We start from the raw sequence: 15,632 nt of genomic DNA on the forward strand, positions 1-15,632 counted from the left end.
CCCGAGGACATAGTGCTTCGGCAGCCGCCCCTTGCTTCGACAGAACAGTTGGCGATCGGCTCTGAGCCCTTTCGCTGGAGATAGCGGTGCTGGAATCCCTGTATCTGAATCTCGCCCAGCACGACGCGCTTTCCGATGCCGAAAAGGCGCTGCTGGCGGAAGCCATGACTTTCGAGCGGCATTTCGCGGTCGGCCAGGATATCGTCGCCTCGGGTGCGCGGCCGACCCATTCGACCCTGATCCTCGACGGATTGGCGGCGCGCTACAAGGTGCTCGAGAATGGCGGCCGGCAGTTCACCTCGCTGCAGGTACCTGGCGATTTCGTCGATCTCCACGCGTTCCTCCTGAAGACGATGGATCACGGCATCGTTGCCATGTCGCCCTGCCATGTCATGTTCGCCGATCACAGCCGGCTTCGTGCCATCACCGAGGAAGCGCCGCATCTGACGCGGCTGCTGTGGCTGGACACGCTGGTCGACGGCGCCATCCATCGCGAGTGGATCGTGGCGATGGGCCGCCGCTCCAAGACCTCACACCTGGCCCATCTCCTCTGTGAGCTTTTCGTACGGCTGCAGGTGGTGCAGCGCACCAACGGCATGAGCTTTCACCTGCCGCTCTCCCAGGCCGAGCTGGCCGATGTGCTCGGTCTTTCCGTCGTACACATGAACCGCGTCATCGGCGCCTTGCGCAAAGTCGGCGTCGTCACTTGGGCAAATCACACGGTGACCATCCTGGATTGGCACAGGCTCCAGGAAATCGCCGAGTTCGATCCGACCTATCTCAGCTTGACGCGGGAGCCGCGGTAGAGCGTTCCCAGCAAGGCCGCAAAGCGCGGCTGCATATCCTTCGCGGCAATCCGCGTCGAGGAGCTGCTCTTCGACGGTGAGCCGCGCCGGAAACCTTTATAGAATTCCTATTTCTTTCCCATCCGCCCCGTCTCGAACCTTTATGGCGATCGGGTCCATATTCACGTCGAGCAAAAGCCGTCGGACGCCGCCCAGTGCGGCGCGCCGTCTCACGGTATTGCCGACCTGTCTTTTGGCGGGCGAACAGTAGAACTGGAAGTAAGGAAAAGCACAATGGACATTATTGTTCTTGGGATCGGGGTTTTGTTCTTCGGCCTGTCCATCGTCTACGTCAAAACTTGCGACAGAATTTAAGCTGAAGGATCGAACCCATGCTTGTCGATTACATCCTCGGCGGTGGCGTGACCTTGTTCCTGCTCGCCTACCTCACCTACGCGCTCATTCGTCCAGAACGCTTCTGAAGGCACGGAAAGCCACAGCCATGACACTGAACGGATGGATACAGATCCTCCTCTATTGCGGGATCCTCGTTTTGCTGGTGAAGCCGCTTGGCTTCTACATGCACCGCGTCTTCAATGGCGATCGCACGCCGCTTTCGCCGATCCTCGGCCCGCTCGAGCGCGGGCTCTACCGCATTTGCGGAACCAGCGAGCGCGAGGAGCAGCACTGGACCACCTATGCGGTGGCTCTCCTGCTGTTCAACCTGGCGGGCTTCCTGGTGCTCTATGTCCTACAACGCCTGCAAGGCAGTCTGCCCTACAATCCGGCCGGCATGAGCGCGGTCGACCCAGCGCTCGCCTTCAACACCGCCGCCAGCTTCATGACCAACACCAACTGGCAGAACTACGGCGGTGAAAGCACGATGTCCTACCTCGTGCAGATGGCCGGGCTGACGGTCCAGAATTTCGTTTCGGCCGCCACCGGCATCGCCATTGCAATCGCGCTGATCCGCGGCTTCGCCCGCGCTTCCGGAAGATCGATCGGCAATTTCTGGGTCGATATAACGCGCGCCACGCTCTATGTGCTCTTGCCGCTCTGCGTCGTGCTCGCCCTGGTCTATGTCTGGCTCGGCATGCCGCAGACGCTGGGGCCTTACGTCGACGCCACGACGCTTGAGGGCGCCAAGCAGACCATCGCGCTGGGGCCGGTCGCCTCGCAGGTCGCCATCAAGATGCTCGGCACCAATGGCGGCGGTTTCTTCAATGCCAACGCGGCACATCCATTCGAGAATCCCGACGCCGTCTCCAACCTGATCCAGATGCTGTCGATCTTCGTCGTCGGCGCCGCATTGACCAACGTCTTCGGCCGCATGGTCGGCAACCAGCGCCAGGGCTGGGCGATCCTCGCCTCAATGGGCGTGCTGTTCATCGTTGGCGTCGCCGTCTGCTACTGGGCGGAAGCCGCGGGCAATCCGCTGGTGCATGCGCTGGGCATCGACGGCGGCAACATGGAAGGCAAGGAGACCCGCTTCGGCATCGCGCTCTCGGCTTTGTTCGCCGTCATCACGACGGCCGCTTCCTGCGGCGCGGTCAACGCCATGCACGATAGCTTCACCGCGCTCGGCGGCATGGTTCCGCTCATCAACATGCAACTCGGCGAGGTCATCGTCGGCGGCGTCGGCGCCGGCTTCTACGGCATGCTGATGTTCATCCTGATCGCCGTCTTCGTTGCCGGCCTGATGGTCGGCCGCACGCCCGAATATCTCGGCAAGAAGATCGAGGCGAAGGAGGTCAAGATGGCGATGCTGGCGATCCTATGCCTGCCGCTGGCGATGCTGATCTTCACGGCGATCGCGGTGGTGTTGCCGAGCGCGGTGGCGTCGATCGCCAATGGCGGGCCGCACGGCTTCTCCGAGATTCTCTACGCCTACACCTCGGCGGCGGCCAACAACGGTTCGGCTTTCGGCGGCCTCAGCGGCAACACGCCCTGGTACAACATCACGCTCGGCATCGGCATGCTGATGGGCCGCTTCCTGGTCATCATCCCGGCGCTTGCCATCGCCGGCGCGCTGGCGGCGAAGAAGACCGTCCCCGCCTCAGCCGGCACCTTCCCGACCGACGGCCCGCTGTTTGTCGGGCTGCTGGTCGGCGTCATCGTCATCGTCGGCGGCCTGACCTTCTTCCCGGCGCTCGCCGTCGGACCTGTCGTCGAGCACCTGGCGATGATCCATGGACAGACATTCTGAGGCAGACATGTCCTGGTTCAGCAACAAGCGCCGCAGTATCAGGCATCGGGCCAATCCGGGGAAGGAGGGGCTGCCGCCTCCCTTCCCGACCATGTCGACGTTTCTTGGGCTTGCCGCCGCCATGATCGCGCCTTGGCTGCTGGCCTACGGGCTTCCTCATCTTTTTTCGGTATCCGACCAATCGCCGCCGCACACCAACACTGAAGCCGGAGCTTCAAAATGAGCCAGTCAAAGTCAGCCAGCATCATGGATGCCGGCATCCTGTGGCCCGCCATCGGCGGCGCCTTCCGCAAACTCGATCCGCGCACGCTGGCCCGCAACCCGGTGATGTTCGTCGTCGCCGTCGTCTCGGCGCTGACATCGGTGCTGTTCGTCAAGGACCTCGTCACCGGCGGCGGTGATTTGCTGTTCACGCTGCAGATCATCATCTGGCTGTGGTTCACGGTGCTGTTCGCCAATTTCGCCGAAGCCGTCGCCGAAGGGCGCGGCAAGGCGCAGGCGGATTCGCTGCGCAAGGCTCGCACCGAAACCCAGGCCAAGCTTTTGACCGGCGAGCACCGCACCAGGTTCAAGCTGGTACCCGGCACCAGCCTGAAGGTCGGCGATATCGTTCTCGTCGAGGCCGGCGACATCATCCCGTCCGATGGCGAGGTGGTGGAAGGCGTCGCCTCGGTCAACGAGGCGGCGATAACAGGCGAATCCGCGCCGGTGATCCGCGAATCCGGCGGCGACCGATCGGCCGTCACCGGCGGCACGCAGGTGCTGTCGGACTGGATCCGCGTGCGCATCACCGCCGCCGCGGGCCACACATTCCTCGACCGCATGATCTCGCTGGTCGAAGGCGCCGAGCGCCAGAAGACGCCCAACGAGATCGCGCTCAACATCCTGCTCGTCGGCATGACGCTGATCTTCGTGCTGGCCACAGCGACCATCCCGAGCTTTGCCCACTACTCGGGTGGCTATATTTCGGTGACCGTGCTCGTCGCGCTGTTCGTGACGCTTATCCCGACCACGATCGGCGCGCTGCTGTCGGCCATCGGCATTGCCGGCATGGACCGGCTGGTGCGCTTCAATGTGCTGGCCATGTCGGGTCGCGCCGTCGAAGCCGCCGGCGACGTCGACACGCTGCTCCTCGACAAGACCGGCACCATCACGCTCGGCAATCGCCAGGCGACGGAATTCCGCCCGGTCAAGGGCGTCAGCGAGCAGGAACTGGCGGACGCGGCACAGCTTGCCTCGCTCGCCGACGAGACGCCGGAAGGCCGCTCGATCGTGGTGCTGGCCAAGGAGAAGTATGCCATCCGTGCCCGCGACATGGCGACATTGCATGCTACTTTCGTGCCCTTCACCGCGCAGACCCGCATGAGCGGCGTCGACATCGACGGTTCGTCGGTACGCAAGGGCGCAGTCGATTCCGTGCTCGCCCATGTCAGCCAGGCGACATCGGCCAGCCGCGCGACGCGCCCGAACAGCGACACGATCAGGGATTTGCAGGCGATCGCCGACGAGGTCGCGAAATCCGGCGGCACGCCGCTGGCGGTCGAGCGGGGCGGGCGCCTGCTGGGTATCGTGCACCTCAAGGACATCGTCAAAGGCGGCATCCGCGAGCGTTTCGCCGAGCTGCGCAAGATGGGCATCCGCACGGTCATGATCACCGGCGACAACCCGATGACAGCAGCCGCCATCGCGGCCGAAGCCGGCGTCGACGACTTCCTTGCCCAGGCGACACCGGAGGACAAGCTGAAGCTGATCCGCGACGAGCAGTCCAAGGGCAAACTGGTCGCCATGTGCGGCGACGGCACCAACGATGCGCCAGCCCTTGCGCAAGCCGATGTCGGCGTCGCCATGAACACCGGCACGGTCGCTGCTCGCGAGGCCGGCAATATGGTCGACCTCGACAGCGATCCGACCAAGCTTATCGAGATCGTCGAAATCGGCAAGGCGCTGTTGATGACCCGCGGCTCGCTGACTACCTTCTCGATCGCCAATGACGTGGCCAAGTATTTTGCCATCATCCCGGCCATGTTCGCCGTCTTCTACGTCGCGCCCGGCCAGACCACAGGTCCGCTGCAAGCGCTCAACATCATGCATCTGGCGACACCGCAGAGCGCCATCCTGTCGGCCATCATCTTCAACGCGCTGATCATCATCGCGCTGATCCCGCTGTCGCTGCGCGGTGTGAAGTACCGGGCGATCGGCGCGGGTGCGCTGCTCAGCCGCAACCTTCTCGTCTACGGTCTCGGCGGCATCGTCGTGCCGTTCGTCGGCATCAAGACAATCGACATGGCCGTCACCGCCCTTGGCCTTGCATAAGGATCATTCCGATGCTCAAGCAGATCAGACCCGCGATCATCATGATCGTTTTCTTCACCGTGCTGACCGGGCTCGTCTATCCCATCGGCATGACCGGCATCGCCCAGGCGCTGTTCCCGCGCCAGGCCAATGGCAGCCTGATCGAGAGGGGCGGCAAGGTGATCGGCTCCGAACTGATCGGCCAGGCTTTCGCCAGCGACACGTATTTCCACGGACGGCCGTCGGCTGCCGGCAACGGCTACGATGCCAGCGCCTCCGGCGGCTCCAACCTCGGTCCGACCAACCCGAAGCTGATCGAGCGCATCAAGGGCGACGCGGAAAAGCTGATGGCTGAGAACCCGGACCAGCCGGTGCCGATTGACCTGGTGACGACGTCCGGCAGCGGCCTTGATCCGCAGATCAGTCCCGAGGCCGCTTATTTCCAGGTTCCGCGCGTGGCCAAGGCAAGGCGCATCGACGAGGCCAAGGTCAAGGCGCTCGTCGACGGCCAGGTCGAGGACCGGGAATTGGGCGTGCTCGGCGAGCCGGCGGTTAATGTGCTGGCCCTCAACCTGGCGCTGGATGCCGCGAAGTAGGTGATGTCCGGCGCCGGGGATCGACACGGTCCCCGGCGCCATTCATGATCGGACCCGATGCCGGACGACAGAAGCTACGTCGAAAACAGACCATCTCCCGACGCGCTGCTAGAGCATGCCGTGCGGGAAGGGCGCGGCCGTCTGCGCATATTCCTGGGCGCGGCACCTGGTGTCGGCAAGACTTACGAGATGCTGATGTCGGGTCGTGCCAGGGTGGCCGACGGTGCCGACGTGGTGATCGGCGTGGTCGAGACGCATGGCCGCAAGGAAACACAGGCCCTGGTCGAGGGGTTTGAAGTCATTGCCCGCCGCAAGGTCGACTACAAGGGGCGCGTCCTCGACGAGATGGATATCGATGCCATCCTTGCCCGGCGTCCGGCGCTGGTCCTGGTCGACGAACTCGCCCACACCAACGCGCCCGGCAGCCGCCACCCCAAGCGCTATCTCGATGTCCAGGAAATCCTGGCTCGGGGCATAGACGTCTATACGACGCTGAACATCCAACATGTCGAAAGCCTGAACGACGTCGTCGCCCAGATTACCCGGGTCAGGGTGCGCGAGACGGTTCCAGACTCCATCATCGACCAGGCGGATGATGTCGAGATCATCGATCTGACGCCCGACGACCTGATCAAGCGGCTGGAGGAGGGCAAGGTCTATTTCCCCAATACCGCGCAGCGTGCCGTCGAGAACTATTTTTCGCCGGGCAATCTGACGGCGTTGCGGGAACTGGCGCTGCGCCGAACCGCCCAGCGCGTCGACGAGCAACTGCTCAACCACATGCAGTCCCACGCCATCCAGGGTCCATGGGCGGCGGGGGAGCGAGTTCTTGTCTGCGTCGATGCCCGTCCGGGTGGGGCAGCCCGCATTCGCTACGCACGCAGGCTGGCCGACAGGCTTCGTGCGCCATGGACGGCGCTTCATGTCGACACGCCTCGCTCCGCCGGCATGTCCGAGGACGACAAGGACAGGCTCGCCACACTGCTGCGCCTCGCCGAGCAGCTCGGTGCCGAGGTGACGACCATCCCTGGCCAGAGCGTCGCGCAGGACATCGTTCGCCATGCGACGGCCAACAATTTCACCCACATCGTGGTCGGCAGGCCGACCCGGTCGCGCTGGCGCGAACTGATCGAAGGGTCGCTCACCTACGATCTGATCCGCAATGCCGGGGACATCAGTGTCCATGTCATCTCGGGAACGGAGCGGGACATCGAAACGTCTTCCAGGAGAGTGAACGCGGCAGCCGAGGAAAGGCATTTTCAGGCCAAGCCGTATTTGCTCGCCACGGCTTACGTTGCCGGATCATTGGCCGTCAGCACTGCTCTCGACCAGTTCCTCGACGTTCGCAATCTGGCGATCGTCTTCCTGCTCTCCGTGCTGACATCGGCGGTGGCCGGTGGTCTCTGGCCGGCGCTTTACGCCTGTTTCCTCAGTGTCCTTGCCTTCAACTATTTTTTCCTCGAGCCACGCTACACGCTGACGATCCGCGATCCCGAGAGCATCGTCGCGATTGCCGTCTTCGCCGCCGTTGCCGTCATCGCCAGCAACCTGACGGCGCGCGTGCAGCGTCAGGCCGCCGCCGCCCGCTCGCGGGCGCGGGCAACCGAGGATATCTATCTGTTCTCCAAGAAGCTCGCAGGCGCCGGCACACTCGACGACGTGCTCTGGGCCACCGCCTTCCAGATCGCCTCGATGCTGAAGCTGCGCGTGGTGCTGCTGCTGCCGGAAGACGGCACGATCACCGTCAAGGCAGGCTATCCGCCCGACGACACGCTGGCCGAGGCCGACATTGCCGCCGCACGCTGGGCCTGGGAACACAACCGTGCCGCCGGACGCGGCGCCGACACGCTTCCTGGCGCCAAGCGCCTCTATCTTCCCTTGCGCACGGGACGCACCGCAATCGGCGTCGTCGGCCTCGACAATGACAAGCAGGGCCCGCTTCTGACGCCCGAGCAGCAGCGGCTGCTCGACGCGCTGGCCGATCAGGCGGCGGTGGCGATCGAACGCATCCAGCTCGTCGCCGATGTCGACCGCGCCAAGCTCGCGGCCGAAGCCGACCGGCTGCGCTCGGCGCTGCTGACCTCGATTTCGCATGACCTGAAAACGCCGCTCGCCGCCATCATGGGCGCGGCCGGCACGCTCAAGGAATTCGCGCCCGACCTCCCCGAGCAGGACAGGGCGGAGCTCCTGTCGACCGTGATCGACGAATCGGAGCGGCTGAACCGCTTCATCGCCAACCTGCTCGACATGACCAACATCGAATCCGGGGCGATGGAGCCGAACTACGCCCTCCATTATGTGGGCGATATCGTCGGCACGGCGCTCGACCGTGCCCGCAAGATCACCAGCGAGCACAAGATCGAGGTCGATATTCCGCCCAACCTGCCGATGCTGCGGCTCGATCCCGTGCTGTTCGAACAGGTCCTGTTCAACCTTCTCGACAATGCCTCGAAATATTCGCCGCCCGGCTCGACGATCCGCATCCAGGCCTGGGCGGACAATGGCTCCGTCATCGTGCGGATCATGGACGAGGGACCGGGCATTCCGGCGCAGGACCTGGAACGTGTCTTCGATACCTTCTACCGGGTGCGCAAGGGCGATCAGGTGCGCGCCGGCACCGGGCTCGGCCTGTCGATCTGCCGTGGCTTCGTCGAGGCGATGGGCGGCACGATCGCGGCCGCCAACCGGACCGACCGCCCCGGTGGCGCCTTCACCATCAGGATGCCGGTGCCGGCGCAGGCGCGCGATATCGGCAACCGCGGCGACGAGCCCGGCATGGATCGGCCTCGATGACCAATTCGAATGTCAGGATACTGGTTGTCGACGACGAGCCGCCGATCCGCAAGCTGCTGCGGGTCGGCCTCGCCAGCCAGGGCTATGCGGTCGGCGAGGCGCCGAACGCCAAGGCGGCGATCGAGCTCATGGTTCAGGAAAAGCCGGATCTCGTGCTGCTGGACCTCGGCCTGCCCGGCATGAGTGGCCACGAACTCCTGCGCAAATGGCGTGAGGAGGGCGTCGACGTTCCCGTCGTCATCCTCTCCAGCCGCACCGACGAGGCCGGCATCGTCAGCGCGCTCGAACTCGGCGCCGACGACTATGTCACCAAGCCGTTCGGCATGAACGAACTGGTGGCGCGCATCCGGGTGGCGCTGCGCCACAAGTTCCAGCAACAGGGTGAGAAGCCGGTATTCCAGAGCGGTGACCTCAGCGTCGATTTGGTCAAGCGCGTCGTCAAGGTCGAGGACAGGGAGGTGAAGCTCTCGCCGAAAGAGTACGACATACTGCGCATCCTGGTGCAGCATGCCGGCAAGGTGCTGACACACCACTTCATGCTGAAGCAGATCTGGGACGATTCGACCGACGTGCAGTACCTCAGGGTCTATGTCCGCCAGCTCAGGCAGAAGATCGAAAAAACCCCCGACCAGCCGCGCTACATCACCACCGAGACCGGTGTCGGCTATCGCCTGCGTGTCGAGTGAAATAGCCTGTCCGATAAACCTGCGTCAGCCGATCGCCTCCAGAGGCCGATTTGCCGCCGCCGATATCCGCAAGGCGGCGAGACAGCCCAGAATGCCGAGCGGCACGAAGGCAAGGAACAGCCAGCTCGCGACATTGGCCGCCGCGTCGTGATTCAGGCCTTGCGAAAAGCCGCTGGCATTGGCGACGATGCCGGCAATAGCGGCGCCCACGGCATAGCCGAGGCGCTGCATGGTCGGCACCGCCGCCGAGGCGATGGTCTGCTCGTCGTCCGGTGCGGAGGCGACGATGACGCGGGTCAGGAACGGCCAGGCAATGCCGAAGCCGCCGCCCTGCAGCAGGGCGCAGACCAGGATCAGCGGGATCGAGCCCAGCGGTATCGTGTAGGCGAAGCCGGCGATGCCCGCCGCGATCATCAGCGCGCCGCAGACGATGATCAGCCTTTCGTGTCGCGGCGGCGCGTTGGCGACGAGGATCGACAGGATCGACCAGGCGATCGATTCGGCGGCAATGATGTAGCCGGTGGTCAGCAGCGGAATGTCGTGCAGGCTGGTCAAGAGCAGCGGCCCGTAGACGCCGAAGGAGCAGGTCGCGATGGAAAAGGCGGCGACCATCGTCATGCCGGCGCCGACCGGCGTGCGCCAGGAGAACAGCCGCGCGGGGAACAGCCTGGAGCGCGGCTTCAGCGCATCGACGTAGAAAAACAGCGCGAGGCCCGTCAGGCTTAGCACGATCAGCAGCGAGGAACGCAACAGGGCGATGTCGACGCCGGCCGAGGCGATCAGCACCACGGCGACGGCAAGGCAGCCAAGCGCCACGAAAGGGAAGGGCGGCGCCTTGCCGGCACTCGTGCTGGGTTTCTTCGCCTCCGGCGTGTTGAGTACGAGGAAGCTTGCCAGCGCCATGGCGGTGCCGCCGAGTGTGAAGACGCCGAAGGCCCAGCGCCAGGACAGCAATTCGGTCATAACAGCGCCAAGCAACGGGCCGCTGAAAGCAGCAACGCCCCAGATAGCCGACATGATACCGAAAAGCTGCGGCCAGATGGCACGCGAAAACAGCCGCTCGACCGATACGAAGGCCAGCGACACCAGCGCGCCGCCGCCGAGGCCCTCGATCAAGCGGCCGGCAAGGAACAATTGCATTGAGGGCGAGGTGGCGCAGATCAGCGCCCCGGCGGCATAAAGCAGGGCCGCGACCACCATGTTGGTGCGCAGCGGAACATAACTCACCAGGCGTCCGGCGGCGGCACCGGCGACGATGGCGCCGAGTTCGTAGATCGCCAGGGACCAGCCGACGAGCTGTACGCCGGCCAGTTCGCCGACCATGGCCGGCATGACCGTCGCCACCATCGTCTCATTGGTGGCGTGCAGCAGGATGCCGAGGCTGATGAAGCAGAAGCGGGCGAGGTCGCCGCTTGCCCACAATGCGCGCCAGTCTACCTTGTTGCTGGTGATTTCAGTCATGTTCACCCCTGCCTTTGCCTATCTCGCTTGTAGCGCATGGTGCCAGAGGCCAGTGCGGGCTTCCGGCAGGACCATAAGGATCGACAGCGCCGTATCCAGGCGCTGTCTACCCAAGGGCAGGCCTCTAAAACCTCAAGCATGGTTGAGTTCAAGCGGCTTTTTTGCAGACGTTCGCGAAGCCTCTCAATTTCGTCATCTACGGGCGAAGCAGCCGCGTAGCGGCGTCGCGAAGACCCGAGGATCCTGTGTGTCGGTTCCTGTGTGTCGGTTCCGGTGTATGGTTTGAAGTGGGAAGGAGACCGAGTGGATCCTCGGGTCTGCGCCGCGTCGCTACGCTCCTAGCTCCGCCCGTGGATGACGAATCGCCGCGGAAACCGCCCTCATGGCCCAGTCAATTCTCGGTGCTGCGCAACTGGAACTGGCTGACGCCGATGGCGAGATTGATGCCGGTCTGCGTCTGCAGGCTGAGCGGCTGCAGGGTAAAGGCGTGCGAGGAGCCGCCGACCAGGAGATTGGCGCCGGCGCCGACGGCGGCGGTCACTTCGGCGCTGGCGCCGATATAGTCGCCCGCCAATGCACCCGGCGCGTAGATGTTCTTCAGCGGCGTCAGCACCAGCCAGCGCATCACCGCCTGCTTGGTCGTGCCGATGTCGAGGCCGTATTTGTTGACGGCGCCGAAATAGGCTTCCGGCGCGAAGCTCCTGTCGGCCGGGGTGAAGGTGCAGCTCAAATCCTTGCTCGAGCCGAAGATGAAGCCGGTGCCGCCCGATATGGCGCATTCAAGCGCACCGAGTTCGATACCCTGGTCCTGCGCTCGTGCGGCGCCCGCAAGCATGATCGTGGTCGCGGCAGCGGCGATGGCTGTCCTGAACATGGCGGTCCCCTCAAAATCAAACAGCGCGGAACCATACTATCTGGTTCCGCGCCGCAGGGTGAGGGGTCGTGGAGCGCGTGGCTCCGTGCAATCACTTGAGCGAGTGGATCAGCTCCAGCGAGGTGACGGCGACCGCCAGGTTGACGCCGGTCTGCGCCTGGACGCTGAGCGGCTCCAGCATGAAGGCGCTGTCGAAGCCGCCGACCAGCAGGTTGGCGCCGCCACCGGTGATGACGCTCGCCTCGGCGTTGACGCCGTAGTAGCTGCCGGCAAGGTCGCCCGCGTCACGGTCGCGGGTCGCGGCAAACACCGCCCAGACCAACTGGCCCTGGTGCGTCTTGCCGAGATCGACGCCGAGCTTCGAGATGACGCCGGTGTAAATTTCAGACGGCCCGTGATGATAGGGCCGGAACACACAGGACACGCCCTTGTTGGAGGTCACGAGATAGCCGGTGCCGCCATCGATGGTGCAGTCGAGCGTGCCGAGCTGCAACCTGCCGGCGCTGGCCGGGGCAGCGAACATAGTCGTTGCAAGGGCGGCGGCGCAGACGAGTTTCTTGATCATGGGAGGGTCCTTTCGCAATCAGTCTTCAGTAACGTCTCGAGCGCCGCGACCGTTCCGCCGAAAACTTGGCGCGAACAAGGCGAGGGTTAACGGCTTGTCGCGGGGGTTAATACAGGGTTGCCGGATTGGCGGCGATCTTCAACGCCGCGTGTCCTTTCGGATACGCACGATGCAGTGCGCACCTTGCCGTGGGCCTGATGAGCCGACGTCAGCTGACGCGGGCGAGGCCATCCTTGGCCGGCTGGTAGCTGGGGTTGAGGCGCACAGCCTCGCGATAGGCCTTCGCCGCCTTTGCCTTGTCGCCGCGCCGTTCGTAGATCAGCGCCTGGTTGGCCCAGGCCTCGGCGTTCTGGCCGTCGAGCTTGATGGCCATGTTGAAATCGGAGAAGGCGTTATCCTCGTCGCCGGTCGCCAGATAGGAGAGGCCGCGGCCGTTATAGGGCTCGGCGGCGTCAGGAGCCAGCGAGATGGCGGTCGAGAAATCCTCGATGGCGAATTTGTGCTGGCCCTGGCTCTGGTAGATCAGGCCGCGATTGTGATAGGCGCGGGCGTCCGTCGTGTCGAGCTGGATCGCCTTCTGGAAGTCGTTGAAGGCATCCTGGGTGCGGCCGGCCTTGCGGTAGAGATTGCCGCGGCCGATATAGGCGGCGTCGTAATTGCCGTTGATCTGGATTGAGCGATTGTAGTCGGCAAGGGCTGCTTCCTGGTTGCCGAGGAAACGCTGGATGAGGGCCCGGTTCGAATAGGCCTGGTAGAAATTCGGATTGAGCTGGATGGCCTGGTTGAAATCCTTGAGCGCCGCCTGGTACTGGCCGCCGCGGCCATAGGCCGAGCCGCGGACATTATAGCCTTCCGGATCCTGGGGATTGCGCTGGATGACCGCCGACAGTGAGGAGATGTTCTCGCTCGACCCTTGCGCCTTGTCGATGTTGTTGAATTCACCGGCCGGGCCCGATGTCTGGCAGCCGGCAAGCACCAGTCCAGAAAGCAGGGCCGCTGTCAGGGCGAAACCACGCAATGCGGTCCCGCGCTCCACGCTTGTTGCGTTCATGTCTGCCCTGTCCTCACTTGCGCCGTCGTTCAGGTCCGGTTCCCCCTCCGGGCCGGGTCACATCAAAATAAAAGGGTGGCGGCGATTCCGCATCGCGCCACCCTGGTATCCTTCGAAAAGGACGAAATATTGGCGATAATCAGCGCGGCGGACGCGCTGCACCGGCGGCACCGCCAGCAGCGACCGGACGTGGGGTCATTGGCAGCAGGCCTTCGCGCTGTGCGCGCTTGCGGGCCAGCTTGCGGGCGCGGCGAACGGCTTCGGCCTTTTCACGGGCGCGCTTCTCGGAAGGCTTCTCGTAGTGGCCGCGCATCTTCATTTCGCGGAAAATGCCTTCGCGCTGCATCTTCTTCTTCAGCGCGCGAAGCGCCTGATCAACGTTATTGTCGCGGACGAGTACCTGCACGGGCAATCCTGTCTTTCGGGTTTGATATCAACAGGCAAGCAGCCATAGCCGCAAGCCTCCGCGGCGCTCGACACCACGAATTGTGGCGGCTGATAGCAGAATCAAGCCTCGCTGTCCACAGTCGAAATGAGAGACGACAGCCAAATTGCCACGTCGCCTTGAGATAGTGTGCCCGTTACGCCGTCGCCAGGTGCAGCCGCTCGAAATCCTCGAAGAACTCACCGTAGTCGCAGGTGATCTCCTCGTCGACGGCGATATCCCGGGTCGCGGTCGCACCGCCATATTGCGAAAAGTCGGTGTTCGGTGTCGCCGAATGGTTCATGAAGCGGCCATTGTCGACCTCGTAGACCATGAAACCGGGCTTGTCCGGGCTCGGATAGGCATAGCGGTCGAGCAATTCCTTCAAGGGCTGGGGTGCGGCCTCATATTTGTCCATCGGAATCAGCCGGTCGAAATCCGGATCCAGGCGCCAGATCGAGGCGCCCTTCCGGATTGGTTCGGCGGCGAACATGCCGACGCCTTCGATTGCGCTCTGGGCGACATAGGTTCGGACCAGCATCATGGTTTCACAACCCGTCTTGGCAAGAAGACCCGTTTCGACAGGAAACGGAATCGCCAAATCGCGCCGAAAAAGCAAGAGCGGCGGCCTGCGTCACAACGACGAACAGGCAGTTCTCCGTAAAAATCCTTCACGTCCGGTTGATCGACACACCGCCATCGGCAAACAACGCGGTACCCGTGGTGAAGCTCGAGGCGTCAGAGGCAAGGTAAAGCGCCGAGCGGGCGATCTCTTGCGGCTGGGCCATGCGTTTCAGGGCATGGAGGCCCTCGACGAAGGCGCGGGCCTCGGGTGTGGTCGTCGTCGCACCCGGTGTGTCGGTGCCACCCGGCAGCAGCGCGTTGACGCGCAGTCCCTTCGGTCCATATTCGGCGGCCAACACCTGCGTCAAACCGATCAGGCCTGCCTTCGCGGCAGCGTAGGCGGCCATGCCGGGCATGCCGGCGGTGTAACCGACAAAGCTCGATGTGAAGATCAGCGAGCCGCCGCCGCGCTCCAGCATGGCCGGTATCTGATACTTCGCGCCGAGAAAGGCGCTGGTCAGGTTGGTATCCATCGTCCCGTGCCATGTCTGTGCCGACATGTCGGGGACGGAGCCCATCAGTCCGACGGAGCCGGCATTGTTCAACGCGATGTCGAGGCCGCCGAAGCTGCCGACCGCCAACTCGACGAGGGCTTTCGCATAGGTCTCGTCGGTGACATCTCCCGCGAGAGCGACGGCCGTGCCGCCGGCGTCCTCGATTTCGACTGCGAGTGCATCAAGCTCCGTTTGGCGGCGAGCGGAAATGACGAGCCTGGCGCCTTCCTCGGCGAACAGCTTTGCCGTGGCGCGGCCGATGCCGGAACTGGCACCGGTGACGATGGCGATCTTGTTGGCGAGTGCGAGCATGTTTGGCATCCTTGTCCTTCGCGCCAGCTTCGCCGGCGATCGGATGCTTGGTCGCAAATCGGCAGAACAGCAGCCACCCGAAAGCTGCAGAGATTCGCGCCACTACCGCCGCAGCAGCCATGCCAGACGATCCAGCGAGAACGCGTAGCTGATGACGATCAGCAAGGCCATGATGATGGCCGTAATGGTATGGCCCGCCAAATGGAAACCCGCGGCGCCGCCGAACAGGACGATGAATTCCAGCGCCAGCCTGACAGCGCCCGGTACAGGCACCGGTGCCCGGCCCGACCGGCTTGGATCGTTGAGGACCGCGAAGATACCCCATGCCGCGGCTGCGGCGAGCGGCAAGGCAATGGCGAGGACCCAACGCCACGCTTCGTCCGAAAGGCTCCAGCCTGCCATGCCGAGGCCGAGCAAGGCGGCAAGCTCCAGCAGGAAGCGCAATGTGAGATTCCACCATGCGTTGCCC

16 protein-coding genes are annotated in these 15,632 nt (G+C 64.0%); 8 read left to right on the forward strand and 8 right to left on the reverse strand.

The annotated features are described in order from the left end of the window. The first annotated feature begins 86 nt into the window (after positions 1-86). The 8 genes from LB557_RS20150 (at position 87) to LB557_RS20185 (ending at position 9,358) form a co-directional block, all read left to right on the forward strand. On the forward strand, positions 87-806 hold the full coding sequence (locus tag LB557_RS20150; protein WP_224641177.1) for a Crp/Fnr family transcriptional regulator: 720 nt from the start codon (positions 87-89) through the stop codon (positions 804-806). A 371-nt stretch (positions 807-1,177) separates the two neighbouring features. Further along, positions 1,178-1,267, forward strand: coding sequence for a K(+)-transporting ATPase subunit F (gene kdpF, locus LB557_RS20155; protein WP_015315765.1), 90 nt, complete (start codon positions 1,178-1,180; stop codon positions 1,265-1,267). Between the two features lie 20 nt (positions 1,268-1,287). Next, positions 1,288-2,991 carry a potassium-transporting ATPase subunit KdpA gene (gene kdpA / locus LB557_RS20160; protein WP_224641176.1) on the forward strand — a complete coding sequence of 568 codons (1,704 nt, stop codon included), beginning with the start codon at positions 1,288-1,290 and terminating at the stop codon, positions 2,989-2,991. A 7-nt stretch (positions 2,992-2,998) separates the two neighbouring features. Then, positions 2,999-3,214, forward strand: a complete 216-nt coding sequence (locus LB557_RS20165; RefSeq protein WP_224641173.1) for a hypothetical protein — start codon at positions 2,999-3,001, stop codon at positions 3,212-3,214. Then, positions 3,211-5,304: a potassium-transporting ATPase subunit KdpB gene (kdpB, locus tag LB557_RS20170; RefSeq protein WP_224641171.1), complete on the forward strand. Its 2,094-nt coding sequence runs from the start codon at positions 3,211-3,213 to the stop codon at positions 5,302-5,304. The genes LB557_RS20165 and kdpB overlap by 4 nt, the downstream gene beginning before the upstream one ends. Before the next feature lie 11 nt (positions 5,305-5,315). Continuing rightward, the gene (gene kdpC / locus LB557_RS20175; RefSeq protein WP_015315769.1) at positions 5,316-5,879 is read left to right on the forward strand and encodes a potassium-transporting ATPase subunit KdpC; all 564 of its coding nucleotides are present in this window, start codon (positions 5,316-5,318) and stop codon (positions 5,877-5,879) included. Between the two features lie 57 nt (positions 5,880-5,936). Further along, positions 5,937-8,672, forward strand: a complete 2,736-nt coding sequence (locus tag LB557_RS20180; protein ID WP_224641170.1) for a sensor histidine kinase — start codon at positions 5,937-5,939, stop codon at positions 8,670-8,672. Beyond that, complete coding sequence (locus LB557_RS20185; RefSeq protein WP_224641168.1) at positions 8,669-9,358, forward strand: response regulator transcription factor; 690 nt, start codon at positions 8,669-8,671, stop codon at positions 9,356-9,358. The genes LB557_RS20180 and LB557_RS20185 overlap by 4 nt, the downstream gene beginning before the upstream one ends. Positions 9,359-9,382: 24 nt before the next feature. On the opposite strand, the gene LB557_RS20190 is transcribed toward LB557_RS20185, so the two are convergent. The 8 genes from LB557_RS20190 to LB557_RS20225 form a co-directional block, all read right to left on the reverse strand. Then, entirely contained in the window at positions 9,383-10,819 is a 1,437-nt protein-coding gene (locus LB557_RS20190) for an MFS transporter (protein ID WP_224641165.1), read from the reverse strand. Between the two features lie 391 nt (positions 10,820-11,210). Next, the gene (locus LB557_RS20195) at positions 11,211-11,693 is read right to left on the reverse strand and encodes a DUF992 domain-containing protein (RefSeq protein ID WP_224641163.1); all 483 of its coding nucleotides are present in this window, start codon (positions 11,691-11,693) and stop codon (positions 11,211-11,213) included. 91 nt (positions 11,694-11,784) lie between these two features. After that, the gene (locus tag LB557_RS20200; protein WP_224641161.1) at positions 11,785-12,258 is read right to left on the reverse strand and encodes a DUF992 domain-containing protein; all 474 of its coding nucleotides are present in this window, start codon (positions 12,256-12,258) and stop codon (positions 11,785-11,787) included. A gap of 208 nt (positions 12,259-12,466) precedes the next feature. After that, a complete protein-coding gene (locus LB557_RS20205) occupies positions 12,467-13,309 on the reverse strand; it encodes a tetratricopeptide repeat protein (protein WP_127275461.1) in 843 nt (280 codons plus the stop codon). Positions 13,310-13,448: 139 nt separating this feature from the next. Next, a complete protein-coding gene (rpsU, locus tag LB557_RS20210; protein WP_010911429.1) occupies positions 13,449-13,715 on the reverse strand; it encodes a 30S ribosomal protein S21 in 267 nt (88 codons plus the stop codon). A gap of 175 nt (positions 13,716-13,890) precedes the next feature. Continuing rightward, positions 13,891-14,277 carry an SET domain-containing protein gene (locus LB557_RS20215; protein WP_140661742.1) on the reverse strand — a complete coding sequence of 129 codons (387 nt, stop codon included), beginning with the start codon at positions 14,275-14,277 and terminating at the stop codon, positions 13,891-13,893. A gap of 127 nt (positions 14,278-14,404) precedes the next feature. Beyond that, entirely contained in the window at positions 14,405-15,163 is a 759-nt protein-coding gene (locus LB557_RS20220; protein WP_140618784.1) for an SDR family oxidoreductase, read from the reverse strand. A 102-nt stretch (positions 15,164-15,265) separates the two neighbouring features. Continuing rightward, positions 15,266-15,607, reverse strand: a complete 342-nt coding sequence (locus LB557_RS20225) for a DUF2568 domain-containing protein (protein ID WP_224528819.1) — start codon at positions 15,605-15,607, stop codon at positions 15,266-15,268. Between the last annotated feature and the right edge of the window lie 25 nt (positions 15,608-15,632).

It is taken from the genome of Mesorhizobium sp. BR115XR7A (assembly GCF_020165315.1).
Taxonomy (GTDB): domain Bacteria; phylum Pseudomonadota; class Alphaproteobacteria; order Rhizobiales; family Rhizobiaceae; genus Mesorhizobium; species Mesorhizobium australicum.